The organism is Flavobacteriales bacterium (genome assembly GCA_016716605.1).
GTDB lineage: Bacteria > Bacteroidota > Bacteroidia > Flavobacteriales_F > PHOS-HE28 > PHOS-HE28.
This window is the reverse complement of sequence record JADJWA010000001.1, coordinates 252,190-264,956: the sequence shown is the minus strand read 5'-3', so window position 1 is coordinate 264,956 and position 12,767 is coordinate 252,190. Positions and strand designations below refer to the sequence as shown.

Sequence of the window (12,767 nt, the reverse complement as noted above, 5' to 3'; positions counted from 1 at the left end):
ATGGGTATCCGCAAGCTCAACCCCGTTACCGCCGGCACGCGCCACCGCGTGATCACCGACTTCGAGGGCGTGACCACCAACGTGCCCGAGAAGTCCCTGACCAGCGGCGCCAATAAGTCCGGTGGCCGCAACAATCAGGGCAAGATGACCATGCGCTACATCGGCGGCGGCCACAAGCAGCGCTACCGCATCGTGGATGTGAAGCGCGACAAGCATGGCATCCCGGCCACGGTGAAGACCATCGAATACGACCCGAACCGCAGCGCGCGCATCGCCCTGCTCAACTACGCCGATGGCGAGAAGCGCTACATCCTGGCGCCCACCGGCCTGCAGGTCGGGCAGGTGCTCCTGAGCGGCCGCAGCGGTGTAGCGCCCGAAGTGGGCAACGCACTCCCGCTGAGTGAGATTCCTTTGGGCACCGTGGTGCACAACGTGGAACTGCAGCCCGGCAAGGGCGGGTCCATCGCACGCAGCGCGGGGACCTTCGCGCAGCTCAGCGCACGTGAGGGCCGCTATGCCACGCTGAAGATGCCGAGCGGCGAGTTGCGCATGGTGCTCGTATCGTGCCTGGCCACCGTGGGCACCGTGGGCAACGGCGAGCACATGCTGCAGAAGAGCGGCAAGGCCGGCCGCAGCCGCTGGCAGGGCCGGCGCCCGCGCACGCGCGCCGTGGCAATGAATCCGGTTGATCACCCGATGGGTGGCGGCGAGGGTCGTGCCTCCGGCGGTCATCCGCGCAGCCGGAAAGGCCTGTTGGCCAAGGGTAAGAAGACCCGCGCGCCGAAGAACCGCAGCAACCGTTTCATCCTCGAACGCATCAACGCCAAGAAGGGCGCCTAGTTCCAAGCATAGATCATGAGCCGTTCACTCAAGAAACCGCCGTTCATCCACTACAAGCTCTCCAAGCGGGTAGGCGAGGCGCAGGCCTCGGGCAAGAAGAACGTGATCAAGACCTGGTCGCGCGCCAGCACGATCAGCCCCGAATTCGTGGGCCTCACCATCGCCGTGCACAATGGCAACAAGTTCATTCCGGTCTATGTGACCGAGAACATGGTGGGCCACAAGCTGGGCGAATTCGCCCCCACGCGAACCTTCCGTGGACACAGCGGCAATAAGAGCAACTAAGCCATGGGACAGCGTAAGCACCTCGCCGCCAAGGCCCGCAAGGAGGCCATGAAGACCGTGGCCATCGCGCACCTGCGCAATGTGCCCACCAGCACCCGCCGCATGCGGCAGGTGGCCGACCTGATCCGCGGTGAGAACGTGGACAAGGCACTGGGCATCCTGCGCTTCAGCACCCGCCACAGCAGCCGGGACCTGGAGAAGCTCCTGATGAGCGCCATCGCAAACTGGGAGGCCAAGAACGAAGGCCGTAAGGCCGATGAAGCCGCGCTGAAAGTGACCAGCGTCCAAGTGAACGAGGCCCGCGGGCTCAAGCGCATGCTGCCCGCGCCGCAAGGCCGCGCTTACCGCATGAAGAAGCGCAGCAACCACGTGAGCCTCATCGTCGATAGCACCGAAGCCTAAGCCGAGAACAAGAACCTATGGGACAGAAAGCACATCCGATCGGGCAGCGCCTCGGCTTCATCAAGGGCTGGGACAGCAATTGGTACGGCGGCAACGACTACACCGAGAAATTGGTGGAGGACGAGAAGATCCGCACCTACCTGATGGCCCGTCTGAAGAAGGCCAGCGTGAGCAAGATCGTCATCGAGCGCACCTTGAAGCTGGTCACCGTCACCATCAACACCGCGCGCCCCGGCGTGATCATCGGCAAGGGCGGCGCTGAGGTGGACAAGCTCCGCGAGGAGATGAAGAAGCTCACCGGCAAGGACGTGCAGCTCAACATCTTCGAGATCAAGCGCCCGGAACTCGATGCCCGCTTGGTGGCTGACAGCATCGCTCGCCAGCTCGAAGGCCGCATCAGCTTCCGCCGCGCCATGAAGATGGCCGTGGCCAGCACGATGCGCATGGGAGCTGAAGGCATCAAGTTGCAGGTGAGCGGCCGCCTCAACGGCGCCGAGATCGCCCGCACCGAGAAATACCGCGACGGCCGCGTGCCACTGCATACCCTGCGCGCTGACATCGACTTCGCCATCACCGAGGCGCACACCAAAATGGGCCGCATCGGGGTGAAGTGCTGGATCTGCCGCGGAGAAGTATATGGCAAGCGCGACCTGAGCCCCAATGTGGGACAACCCAGGGGCGGAGGGGCTGCCGGTCCTCGCATGGGCGGCGATCGCCCGGAGCGCCGTGGCGGAGACCGCCGCGGCCCGGGCGGAGACCGTCGCTTCGGCGGTGGAGGTGGTGATCGCCGCGGCCCTGGCGGCGCGGGTCGTGGAGCAAATAACCGTAACAACTAAGAGCCATGTTGCAACCCAAGCGCAGCAAGCGTCGCAATATGCACAAGGGCCGCATGAAAGGGCAGGCCCAGCGCGGTCACCGTGTGAGCCTCGGCTCCTTCGGCCTGAAGGCTATGGAGAGCGTTTGGCTCACCAGCCGCCAGATCGAGGCTGCCCGTGTGGCCCTTACGCGCTACATGAAGCGTGAAGGACAGGTGTGGATCAAGGTGTTCCCGGACAAGCCCGTCACCAGCAAACCTGCGGAGGTGCGCATGGGTAAGGGCAAGGGCTCCCTGGACCATTGGGTGGCCGTGTGCCATGCCGGCCGGATCATCTTCGAGGTGGATGGCGTGCCCAAGGCCACTGCGGCCGAAGCCCTGCGCCTGGCGGCCCAGAAGCTCCCGATCCCCACCAAGTTCGTGATGCGCGAGGATTACGACGGCCAATAAGCGAGCGCCATGAAGAAGAAAGGACTAGAACTCAACGACCTCACCGTGCAGGAGCTGCAGGACAAGCTGCAGGAGGAGCGCAATGGCCTCACCAAGCTGCGCTTCAGCCACACCGTGAGCCCCATCGAGAATCCGATGCAGCTGCGCCACAAGCGCAAGGAAGTAGCGCGCATCCTCACTGAGCTCCGCAAGCGCGAGCTCGCCAACACAGCCGGCAAATGAGCACCGAGACCAACGCAGCCGCCACCGACCGCAACCTCCGCAAGGAGCGCATCGGCGTGGTCACCAGCGATAAGATGAGCAAGAGCATCACCGTCACCGTGGAGCGGCGCGTGATGCACCCCAAGTACGGCAAGTTCGTGAAGCTCTCCAGCAAGTTCATGGCGCATGATGAGAAGGGCGATGCCCACATCGGTGACACCGTGCGCATCATGGAGACCCGCCCGGTCAGCAAGCTCAAGCGCTGGCGCCTGGTGGAGGTGATCGAGCGCGCCAAGTAATCCCAGACCGCCATGATCCAACAGGAATCCCGACTCAACGTGGCCGATAACAGCGGCGCCAAGGAAGTGCTCTGCATCCGCGTGCTCGGCGGCACCGCCCGCCGCTATGCGCGCATCGGAGACACCATCGTGGTCACCGTGAAGCATGCCATGCCCAACGGACAGGCCAAGAAGGGCACCGTGCACAAGGCCGTTGTGGTGCGCACGAGCAAAGAGACCCGCCGCAAGGACGGCTCCTATATCCGCTTCGACGACAACGCCGTGGTGATCCTCGACGCCGCAGGCGAGATGAAGGGCACGCGCATCTTCGGCCCTGTGGCCAAGGAACTGCGCGAGAAGAAATTCATGAAGATCATCTCCCTGGCCCCCGAAGTACTCTAAGCCATGCAGAAGAAGACGCACATCAAGAAAGGCGACATGGTGGTGGTGCTCGCCGGCGAGGACCGCACCAAGCAGGGCCGCGTGCTCGAGGTGAATCGCGAGCGCATGACCGCCATCGTCGAGGGCCGCAACATCCAGAAGAAGCACAGCAAGCCCAGCACGGCCAGCCCGCAAGGCGGCATCGTCGACAAAGAGGGCCCGATCCACATCAGCAATCTCATGCTGATCGACGCTAAGACCGGCGAACCCGGCCGAGTGGGCCGTCGCCTGGATAAGGATGGCAAGCTGGAGCGTTACGTGAAGACCAAGAAAAACAAGGCCTAAGCCATGAGCTACGTTCCCCGGCTACGCGCCAAATACACCGCAGAGGTGGCCCCCGCGCTCCAGAAGGAGTACGGCTACAGCAGCCCCATGCAGGTTCCCCGCATCGTGAAGATCTCCCTCAACCAGGGCCTGGGCAGCGCCGTGGGTGATAAGAAGGTCGTGGAGAACGCCGTGGCCGAGATGACCAGCATCGCCGGTCAGAAGGCCGTGGCCACCGTATCACGCAAGGACATCAGCAACTTCAAGCTGCGGAAAGGAATGCCCATCGGCGCGCGCGTGACCTTGCGCGGCGACAGGATGTATGAGTTCCTCGACCGCCTGATCGCGGTGAGCCTTCCCCGTACCCGCGACTTCCGCGGCGTGAAGGCTTCCGGCTTCGACGGCCGCGGCAACTTCACGTTCGGCGTGAAGGAGCAGATCATCTTCCCGGAGATCGACATCGACAAGGTGACGCGCATGCAAGGCATGGACATCACCGTGGTGACCACTGCCGATACCGATGAGGAGGCCAAGAGCCTGCTCACCGCTTTCGGATTCCCGTTCTCGGACAAGGACAAGAAATAGAAACAGCACGGGCCGGGTAATCCCGGTCCCAACAAAAGAGACCATGGCCAAGGAAAGCATGAAAGCCCGCGAGCGCAAGCGCGCACGCATGGTGGAGAAATATGCCGCCAAGCGCGCTGCCCTGAAGAAGGCTGGCGAGTGGGAGAAGCTCCAGCAGCTCCCCGTGAATGGCAGCAAGGTGCGCATGCACAACCGCTGCCAGATCACTGGACGCCCGCGCGGCTACATCCGGCTCTTCGGCATTTCACGCAACCTGTTCCGGAACATGGCCCTGGAGGGCAAGATCCCCGGCGTGACCAAGACGAGCTGGTAAGGGAGAGGCTTTCCTCAACCAGTTGATAGACCGCAAAAGACAAGACCATGACCACCGATCCCATCGCCGATTACCTCACCCGCCTGCGCAACGCCATCATGGCGCGCAAGAAGGTCGTGGTGGTGCCCGCGAGCAACCTCAAGAAGGATATCACGCGCATCCTCTACGACAAGGGCTACATCCTTTCCTGGAAGGCTGAGGACGACGGAAAGCAGGGCCTGATCAAGATCGCCCTGAAGTACGATCAGCAGACCCGCCAGAGCGCCATCCGCGAGCTCAGCCGCGTGAGCACGCCCGGCCTGCGCAAGTACGCCCATGTGGAGCAGCTGCCCCGCGTGCTCAACGGCCTCGGCGTGGCCATCATCTCAACCAGCAAGGGCGTGGTCACCGACAAGGAGGCGCGCGCGCTGAACGTGGGCGGCGAAGTGCTCTGCTACGTGAGCTAAGAACACACTACCATGAGCCGAATTGGAAAAGCGCCGATCGAACTGCCCAAAGGGGTGGAGGTCAGCATCAGCGATAAGAACCTGATCACTGTGAAGGGTCCCAAGGGCACCTTGGAGCAGGCCGTTGACCCGGCGATCACCGTGAAGAAGGAAGGCACGGTGGTGAACCTCGTGCGCCCCACCGATGCCAAGCCGCACCGTGCCAAGCATGGCTTGTACCGCGCGCTTATCGCCAACATGGTGAAGGGCGTGAGCGAGGGCTATGTGATCGAGCAGGAATTGGTGGGCGTGGGCTATCGCGCCGCCGCCAAAGGCCAGCAGTTGCAGTTGTCCCTGGGCTACTCGCACGGCATCACCTTGGTGCTGCCCCCGCAGATCAAGGTGGCCGCTGGACAGGAGAAAGGAAAGAACCCCATCATCCGCCTCGAGAGCGCGGACAAGCAACTCATCGGCCAGGTGGCCGCCAAACTGCGCTCGCTGCGCAAGCCGGAGCCTTACAAGGGCAAGGGCGTGCGCTTCGTCGGCGAAGTGGTGCGTCGCAAGGCTGGAAAAGCGGCAGGCAAATAACCATTGAGCCATGGCATTCAGCAGGGAAGCACGCAGACAGAAGATCCAGCAACGGGTGCGCAAGACGGTGCAAGGCACCAATGAGCGCCCGCGCCTGTCGATCTACCGGAGCAACACGGGCATGTACGCCCAGATCATCGACGATGTCGCCGGCCGCACCTTGGCGAGCGCATCATCGCTCAAGGACAAGAAGGCCAACGGCATCCCGAAGATCGAGCAGGCCAAGGTCGTGGGCCAGGCCATCGCTGAGAAAGCGAAGGCCGCTGGCATCGACAAGGTGGTGTTCGACCGCAATGGCTACCTGTACCATGGCCGCGTGAAAGCGCTGGCCGAAGCCGCCCGCGAAGCAGGCCTCAACTTCTGATCAACACCGCACATGTCCGATACGAACCTCAAGAAAGTAAAGAGCAGCGAGCTCGAGCTGAAGGATAAGCTCGTCGCCCTGAACCGTGTCACCAAGGTGACCAAGGGCGGCCGCACCTTCACCTTCGCCGCCATCGTGGTGGTGGGCAACGAGAACGGCGTGGTGGGCCACGGCCTCGGCAAAGCCAAGGAGGTGCAGGAGGCCATCGCCAAGGGCATCGACGACGCGAAGAAGAACCTGGTGAAGGTGCCGGTGCTCAAGGGCACGATCCCGCACTCGCAAGAGGGCAAGTTCGCTGGGGCGCAGGTGTTCCTGAAGCCTGCCGCGCACGGTACGGGCGTGATCGCGGGCGGTGCCATGCGCGCCGTGCTCGAGAGCGTGGGCGTCACAGACGTGCTGGCCAAGAGCAAGGGCAGCAGCAATCCGCACAACGTGGTGAAGGCCACCATCGAGGCCCTCACCAGCATGCGCGATGCGATCCAGGTTTCGCGCCAGCGCGGAGTGAAGATGGAACGCGTATTCAACGGATAACGACAGCATACCGAGACAATCGGCAATAGGCCATGAGCAAGATCACCATCACCCAGACCCGCAGCCAGATCAAATGCCCAGAGCGGCAGAAGGCCACTTTGAAGGCCCTCGGCCTGGGCCGCATCGGCAAGAGCATCACCCACGAAGGCACCAAGCAGGTGCTGGGCATGGTAAGCAAGGTGCAGCACCTGGTGAACGTGAAGGCCGCTTGAGAGCAGACCGGGCGGCGGACACGCAGCCCCAACAACGATAACGAATCATGGACCTGAGCAGACTACAGCCCGCAGAGGGAAGCACCAAGAGGAACAAGCGCCTGGGCCGCGGCCAAGGCAGCGGACGCGGCGGCACTTCCGGCAAGGGCCACAAGGGCCAGAAGGCCATCAGCGGCTACAACCGCAAGCGCGGCTTCGAAGGCGGCCAGATGCCTTTGGCGCGGCGACTTCCGAAGTTCGGCTTCACCAACCCCACCCGCGTGGAGTACAAGGGCATCAACCTCGATGCCCTGCAGGCGCTGGCCACGGATAAGAACCTCACCGTCCTCGACCCCGCCGTGCTGCGCGCCAACGGGTTGATCGCCAAGAACGATTTGCTGAAAGTGCTCGGCCGCGGCGAAGTAACGGGAGCGCTCAATATCACCGCCCACGCCTTCAGCGCTTCCGCCAAAGCGGCCATCGAGGCCAAAGGCGGCAAGGCCGAAGTGATCGTCACCATCGCCCCCAAGACTGAGGCATGAAGAACCTGATCGACACGATCAAGAATATCGCCCGCATCGAGGAGCTGCGCACGCGCATCCTCATCACCCTGGGCCTGCTGCTGGTGTATCGCATCGGCAGCTTCATCATCCTGCCCGGCGTTGATAGCGCGGCCATGGCCAACAGCAGCGCTGGCGGCGGTGGCATCGCGGAGATCCTCGCCATCTTCACCGGCGGGGCCTTCACCCGCGCCAGCATCTTCGCGCTGGGCATCATGCCCTACATCAGCGCGAGCATCATCATGCAGCTCGCGGGCATCGCCATCCCGGCAGTGCAGAAGAAGCAGAAGGAGGAGAGCGGTCGCCGGCAGCTGAACCAGTGGACGCGCTACCTCACCATCGCCATCTGCATGGCGCAGGCGCCCGGCTACCTCTACACCAGCATCGAGCAAGGAGCCGCTCCGCTCGATAACCTGGGCTGGGTGTGGGGCAGCGTGGTGATCCTCACGGCCAGCACGCTCTTCGTGATGTGGCTCGGCGAGCGCATCACGGAGCGCGGCCTCGGCAACGGGATCTCCTTGATCATCATGATCGGCATCCTCGCGCAATTGCCGCAGAGCTTCGCGCAGGAGGTGGTGGGCCGCATGGGCCCCGGCGGAGGCGGCCTGGTGCTGCTGCTCGTCGAAGTGGTGCTCTGGGTGCTCATCATCGCCGGCTGCATCCTGTTGGTGCAGGGCACGCGCCGGATCCCGGTGCAGTTCGCCAAGCGCGTGGTGGGCAACAAGCAGTATGGCGGCGTGCGCAACTACATCCCCTTGAAGGTGAATGCCGCTGGTGTGATGCCGATCATCTTCGCCCAGGCCATCGTGCTGATTCCCATGTACATCGCGCAGGCGCCTTTCCTGAGCGAGAGCGTGCGCGCTTGGATGCAGACCGCCACCAACAGCCAGAGCTGGGGCTATAACATCGCCCTCTTCCTCATGGTGGTCGCCTTCACCTACTTCTACACCGCCATCACGGTGAACCCGAACCAGATGGCCGACGACATGAAGCGCAACGGCGGCTTCATCCCTGGCGTGAAGCCCGGCAAGGCCACGGCCTCGCACATCGATGAACTGCTTAGCCGCATCACCTTGCCCGGGGCCGTGTTCCTCGGCTTGGTGGCCATCCTCCCGGCCTTCGCGGGCATGATGGGCATCAAACAGGGATTCGCGCAGTTCTTCGGCGGAACCTCATTGCTGATCATGGTGGGCGTGCTCTTGGACACGCTGCAGCAGATCGAAAGTCATCTCTTGATGCGCCATTACGACGGATTGATGAAGAGCGGGCGGATCAAGGGCAGGAATCAAGGAGCGGCCTATGGCATGGCTGGGTGAACCATGGGGAGCAAGCCCCAGGTTGACCTGAGCGATGACGAGATCGCAGTGCTGAAGGAGAGTTCTTTGCTTGTTGGCAGGACCTTGGCGGAAGTGGCCAGGCGCATCGGCCCCGGTGTCACCACCGGCGAGCTCGATCGCATGGCCGAGGAATTCATCCGTGATAATGGCGCGGTGCCAGGATTCAAGGGCCTCTATGGTTGCCCGAGCACATTGCTGATCAGCGTGAACGAGCAAGTGGTGCATGGGCTGCCCGGAGACCGGGTGCTGAAGGAGGGCGATGTGGCCAGCGTTGATTGCGGCGTGCTCATGAACGGCCTGTACGGAGACAGCGCCTACACCTTCATGGTTGGCGAGGTGGCCGAGCCGGTGAAGCGCCTGCTGCGCGTGACGAAGGAGTGCCTGACGAAGGGCATCGAGGCGGCATTCGAGGGCAACCGCACCGGCGACATCGGCTTCGCGATCCAGAGCCACGCGGAGAGCCACGGCTATAGCGTGGTGCGCGAATTGGTGGGGCACGGCTTGGGCCGCAAGCTCCACGAGGCGCCCGAAGTGCCCAACTACGGTCGGCGCGGGCATGGCGTGAAGCTCAAGCACGGAATGGTGCTGGCAATCGAACCCATGATCAACATGGGCGTGAAGGAGGTGCGCCAGCTCACCGACGGATGGACCGTGGTGAGCAAGGATGGGAAGCCCAGCGCGCACTACGAGCACAATGTGGCCGTGCGGGCCGGGAGTGCAGAGGTCTTGTCAACGTTCAGCTACATCGAAGATGTGCTGAAGATGAAAGGTGAATTGATCACCGCGTAGGGGCGAATCAGGATTCGCTCGGAGCGGTGAGCGCAACGGATAGTGAAAGAAGAACGAAAGGAAGGAAATGAGCAAGACGGGGACCATCGAGCAGGACGGCGTCATCAAAGAGGCGCTGAGCAATGCCATGTTCCGCGTTGAACTGGAGAACGGTCACGTGATCATCGCCCACATCAGCGGCAAGATGCGGATGCACTACATCCGGATCCTGCCCGGTGACAAGGTGAAGGTGGAGATGAGCCCGTACGACCTGAGCAAAGGGCGCATCACTTTCCGATACAAGAGCTAAAGAAAAGACAACCATGAAGGTAAGGGCATCCCTCAAGAAGCGCTCCGCGGACTGCAAGATCGTCCGCCGGAAAGGCCGCCTCTACATCATCAACAAGAAGAACCCCAAGTTCAAGCAGCGTCAGGGCTGAGAACACAACCGAACGAGCATGGCACGTATCGCAGGCATCGACCTACCCAAGACCAAGCGCGGGGCCATCGGCCTCACCTACATCTACGGCATCGGCCGCAGCAAGGCGCTGGACATCCTCCAAGCCGCAGGCGTGGACCCCGACACCAAGGTGGACGACTGGACCGATGATGAGCAGGCGCGCATCCGCCAGCACATCAATGAGCAGGTGAAGGTGGAGGGCGCCCTGCGCAGCGAGGTGCAGCTGAGCATCAAGCGCCTGGTTGACATCGGGAGCTGGCGCGGCCAGCGCCACCGGAGCGGCCTGCCCGTTCGTGGCCAGCGCACGCGCACCAACAGCCGCACCCGCAAGGGCAAGCGCAAGACCGTGGCCAACAAGAAGAAAGCGACCAAGTAGGGGCGCATCATGATGGGCCCTCTCTTGGGCGCGCGTGAACCAACCCCGACCAATCGAAACGACAATGGCAAAGCAGCAAGAAGGAAAAGGCGGCGCGGCCGCTGGCAAGAAGAAGAAGAAGAAGGTGGTCGTCGAGGCCTTCGGACAGGCCCACATCCAGGCCACCTTCAACAACCTGATCATCAGCCTCACCAACAACAAGGGCGAGGTGATCAGCTGGTCCTCTTCCGGCAAGCAGGGCTTCCGCGGCAGCAAGAAGAACACCCCCTACGCGGGCCAAGTGAGCGCCGAGGAAGCCGCACGCGAAGCCTTCGAGCTCGGCCTGCGCAAGGTGAAGGTGTTCGTGAAAGGACCAGGCGGTGGCCGCGAAAGCGCCATCCGCGCCTTGCACAACAATGGCGTTGAGGTCACCGAGATCATCGATATCACCCCCATGCCCCATAACGGCTGCCGTCCGCCCAAGAAGCGCCGCGTCTAACACCAATCAACCTGTAGGAGCGCGAAAGGACGCGCGCTCCGTTGTCGGTGCGGGAAACCAAGGCCGCATCCAAATCGAACCCCAATGGCACGATACACCGGACCCAAGACACGGATCGCCCGCAAATTCGGCGAAGCGATCCTCGGCCCCACCAAGTGGATGGAGCGCAAGCCCCATGCACCGGGCCAGCATGGCCTCACCAAGCGCCGCGGCAAGCAGAGCGAATACGCCACGCAGCTGAAGGAGAAGCAGAAGGCCAAGTACACCTATGGCATCCTCGAGCGCCAATTCGAGAAGATGTTCCACACGGCCGCAAGCAAGAAAGGCATCACCGGCGAGGTGCTGCTGCAGCTGTGCGAAGCCCGCTTGGACAACACGGTTTATCGCCTGGGCATCGCGCCCACGCGCCGCGGTGCGCGCCAGCTCGTGAGCCATGGCCACATCATCGTCGATGGCGGCGTGGTCACCGTGCCGAGCTACACCCTGCGCCCGGGCCAAAGCGTAGCCGTGCGTGAGAAGAGCCGCGCACTGGAGACGATCACCAACAGCGTCTCGGTGAACAGCAAGCGGTTCGACTGGCTTGAGTGGAACCCCGCGAATCTGAGCGGCAAGGTGATCACCTTGCCTGAGCGCGCGCAGATCCCGGAGAACATCCGCGAGCAGCTCATCGTGGAATTGTACTCGAAGTAGGAAGCAGCCGTTGCCGGCTGCCCATGCCAGGCAGCCATCAGCGATCGGACAAGGACTGGCAACATAGATCGGACAACAGACAACGAACAACCCGCAACACACCATGCCCATCCTCGAATTCCAGCGCCCTGACAAGGTCACCATGATCGAATCCGACGAGAAGCGCGGCATCTTCGAGTTCCGCCCCCTCGAGCCCGGATACGGCATCACCATCGGGAACTCCCTGCGCCGCATCCTGCTCTCCAGCCTCGAAGGCTACGCCATCACCAGCGTGCGCGTCGAAGGCGTCGACCACGAATTCAGCACCATCAAGGGCGTGATCGAGGACATGACCGAGATCGTGCTCAATCTCAAGCAGGTGCGCTTCCGCCGCCAGCTCGAGGACAGCAGCAGCGAGCGCGTGAGCATCAACATCAGCGGGAAGGACAGCTTCACCGCCGGCGACATCGGTCGTAGCACCACCGGATTCCAGGTACTCAACCCGGACCTGGTGATCTGCCACATGGAAACAAGCGTGAAGCTGCGCATCGACCTGGTGATCGGCAAGGGACGCGGTTACGTGCCCGCCGATGAGAACAAGGTGAACGCGCCCATGGGCACCATCTTCATCGACTCGATCTTCACGCCCATCAAGAATGTGAAGTACACCGTGGAGAACACCCGCGTGGAAGAGAAGACCGACTACGAGAAGCTCAACATCGAGGTGGTCACCGATGGCAGCATCAGCCCGAAGAACGCCCTGCAGGAAGCCGCCAAGATCCTCATCCACCACTTCATGCTCTTCAGCGACGAGCGCATCAGCCTCGATATGGAGGAGCGCGTTCAGGAGGAGAACTTCGACGAGGACAGCCTGCACATGCGCCAGCTGCTCAAGACCAAGCTGGTCGATATGGATCTCAGCGTGCGCGCCCTCAACTGCCTCAAGGCAGCCGACATCGAGACCCTCGGCGACCTCGTGAGCTACAACAAGAACGATCTCTTGAAGTTCCGCAACTTCGGCAAGAAGAGCCTCACCGAGCTCGAGGACCTGGTGGAGAATAAAGGCCTGAGCTTCGGGATGAACCTGGGCAAATACAAGCTGGACAAGGAATAACGTGTACGGGCGCGTCATGACACGCCTCAACGA

Annotated in this window: 25 protein-coding genes; all 25 read left to right on the top strand. The window is 62.6% G+C overall.

Annotated elements, in window-relative coordinates; translation table 11 throughout:
• Positions 1-840, top strand: a complete 840-nt coding sequence (gene rplB / locus IPM12_01085) for a 50S ribosomal protein L2 (GenBank protein ID MBK9146393.1) — start codon at positions 1-3, stop codon at positions 838-840.
• A 15-nt stretch (positions 841-855) separates the two neighbouring features.
• Positions 856-1,125, top strand: coding sequence for a 30S ribosomal protein S19 (gene rpsS / locus IPM12_01080; protein ID MBK9146392.1), 270 nt, complete (start codon positions 856-858; stop codon positions 1,123-1,125).
• Positions 1,126-1,128: 3 nt separating this feature from the next.
• Positions 1,129-1,527, top strand: coding sequence for a 50S ribosomal protein L22 (rplV, locus tag IPM12_01075; protein MBK9146391.1), 399 nt, complete (start codon positions 1,129-1,131; stop codon positions 1,525-1,527).
• A 17-nt stretch (positions 1,528-1,544) separates the two neighbouring features.
• Positions 1,545-2,363 (top strand): 30S ribosomal protein S3, encoded by an 819-nt coding sequence (rpsC, locus tag IPM12_01070; GenBank protein ID MBK9146390.1) that lies wholly within the window; start codon positions 1,545-1,547, stop codon positions 2,361-2,363.
• Between the two features lie 5 nt (positions 2,364-2,368).
• The gene (gene rplP / locus IPM12_01065) at positions 2,369-2,791 is read left to right on the top strand and encodes a 50S ribosomal protein L16 (GenBank protein ID MBK9146389.1); all 423 of its coding nucleotides are present in this window, start codon (positions 2,369-2,371) and stop codon (positions 2,789-2,791) included.
• A 9-nt stretch (positions 2,792-2,800) separates the two neighbouring features.
• On the top strand, positions 2,801-3,013 hold the full coding sequence (gene rpmC / locus IPM12_01060; protein ID MBK9146388.1) for a 50S ribosomal protein L29: 213 nt from the start codon (positions 2,801-2,803) through the stop codon (positions 3,011-3,013).
• A complete protein-coding gene (gene rpsQ, locus IPM12_01055; protein MBK9146387.1) occupies positions 3,010-3,291 on the top strand; it encodes a 30S ribosomal protein S17 in 282 nt (93 codons plus the stop codon). The genes rpmC and rpsQ overlap by 4 nt, the downstream gene beginning before the upstream one ends.
• 12 nt (positions 3,292-3,303) lie before the next feature.
• A complete protein-coding gene (rplN, locus tag IPM12_01050; protein MBK9146386.1) occupies positions 3,304-3,672 on the top strand; it encodes a 50S ribosomal protein L14 in 369 nt (122 codons plus the stop codon).
• Between the two features lie 3 nt (positions 3,673-3,675).
• Positions 3,676-3,996, top strand: a complete 321-nt coding sequence (gene rplX / locus IPM12_01045; GenBank protein MBK9146385.1) for a 50S ribosomal protein L24 — start codon at positions 3,676-3,678, stop codon at positions 3,994-3,996.
• Between the two features lie 3 nt (positions 3,997-3,999).
• Positions 4,000-4,560, top strand: coding sequence for a 50S ribosomal protein L5 (gene rplE, locus IPM12_01040; GenBank protein MBK9146384.1), 561 nt, complete (start codon positions 4,000-4,002; stop codon positions 4,558-4,560).
• Positions 4,561-4,603: 43 nt separating this feature from the next.
• The gene (rpsN, locus tag IPM12_01035) at positions 4,604-4,873 is read left to right on the top strand and encodes a 30S ribosomal protein S14 (protein MBK9146383.1); all 270 of its coding nucleotides are present in this window, start codon (positions 4,604-4,606) and stop codon (positions 4,871-4,873) included.
• Between the two features lie 47 nt (positions 4,874-4,920).
• Positions 4,921-5,319 carry a 30S ribosomal protein S8 gene (gene rpsH / locus IPM12_01030; GenBank protein ID MBK9146382.1) on the top strand — a complete coding sequence of 133 codons (399 nt, stop codon included), beginning with the start codon at positions 4,921-4,923 and terminating at the stop codon, positions 5,317-5,319.
• A gap of 12 nt (positions 5,320-5,331) precedes the next feature.
• Complete coding sequence (rplF, locus tag IPM12_01025) at positions 5,332-5,886, top strand: 50S ribosomal protein L6 (protein MBK9146381.1); 555 nt, start codon at positions 5,332-5,334, stop codon at positions 5,884-5,886.
• A 10-nt stretch (positions 5,887-5,896) separates the two neighbouring features.
• Entirely contained in the window at positions 5,897-6,250 is a 354-nt protein-coding gene (locus tag IPM12_01020; protein MBK9146380.1) for a 50S ribosomal protein L18, read from the top strand.
• Between the two features lie 12 nt (positions 6,251-6,262).
• Entirely contained in the window at positions 6,263-6,781 is a 519-nt protein-coding gene (gene rpsE / locus IPM12_01015) for a 30S ribosomal protein S5 (protein MBK9146379.1), read from the top strand.
• 32 nt (positions 6,782-6,813) lie between these two features.
• On the top strand, positions 6,814-6,993 hold the full coding sequence (gene rpmD, locus IPM12_01010) for a 50S ribosomal protein L30 (protein MBK9146378.1): 180 nt from the start codon (positions 6,814-6,816) through the stop codon (positions 6,991-6,993).
• A gap of 47 nt (positions 6,994-7,040) precedes the next feature.
• Positions 7,041-7,514: a 50S ribosomal protein L15 gene (gene rplO / locus IPM12_01005; protein ID MBK9146377.1), complete on the top strand. Its 474-nt coding sequence runs from the start codon at positions 7,041-7,043 to the stop codon at positions 7,512-7,514.
• A complete protein-coding gene (secY, locus tag IPM12_01000) occupies positions 7,511-8,848 on the top strand; it encodes a preprotein translocase subunit SecY (protein ID MBK9146376.1) in 1,338 nt (445 codons plus the stop codon). Before rplO ends, secY begins: the two co-directional genes overlap by 4 nt.
• A 3-nt stretch (positions 8,849-8,851) precedes the next feature.
• The gene (gene map, locus IPM12_00995; GenBank protein ID MBK9146375.1) at positions 8,852-9,658 is read left to right on the top strand and encodes a type I methionyl aminopeptidase; all 807 of its coding nucleotides are present in this window, start codon (positions 8,852-8,854) and stop codon (positions 9,656-9,658) included.
• Between the two features lie 67 nt (positions 9,659-9,725).
• Complete coding sequence (gene infA, locus IPM12_00990; GenBank protein MBK9146374.1) at positions 9,726-9,947, top strand: translation initiation factor IF-1; 222 nt, start codon at positions 9,726-9,728, stop codon at positions 9,945-9,947.
• Positions 9,948-9,960: 13 nt separating this feature from the next.
• Entirely contained in the window at positions 9,961-10,077 is a 117-nt protein-coding gene (gene rpmJ, locus IPM12_00985; protein MBK9146373.1) for a 50S ribosomal protein L36, read from the top strand.
• An 18-nt stretch (positions 10,078-10,095) separates the two neighbouring features.
• Positions 10,096-10,473, top strand: a complete 378-nt coding sequence (gene rpsM, locus IPM12_00980) for a 30S ribosomal protein S13 (GenBank protein MBK9146372.1) — start codon at positions 10,096-10,098, stop codon at positions 10,471-10,473.
• Between the two features lie 64 nt (positions 10,474-10,537).
• Complete coding sequence (gene rpsK / locus IPM12_00975) at positions 10,538-10,951, top strand: 30S ribosomal protein S11 (protein MBK9146371.1); 414 nt, start codon at positions 10,538-10,540, stop codon at positions 10,949-10,951.
• A gap of 84 nt (positions 10,952-11,035) precedes the next feature.
• Positions 11,036-11,641, top strand: a complete 606-nt coding sequence (rpsD, locus tag IPM12_00970; GenBank protein MBK9146370.1) for a 30S ribosomal protein S4 — start codon at positions 11,036-11,038, stop codon at positions 11,639-11,641.
• Positions 11,642-11,744: 103 nt separating this feature from the next.
• Entirely contained in the window at positions 11,745-12,734 is a 990-nt protein-coding gene (locus IPM12_00965) for a DNA-directed RNA polymerase subunit alpha (protein MBK9146369.1), read from the top strand.
• The last annotated feature ends 33 nt before the right edge of the window (positions 12,735-12,767 follow it).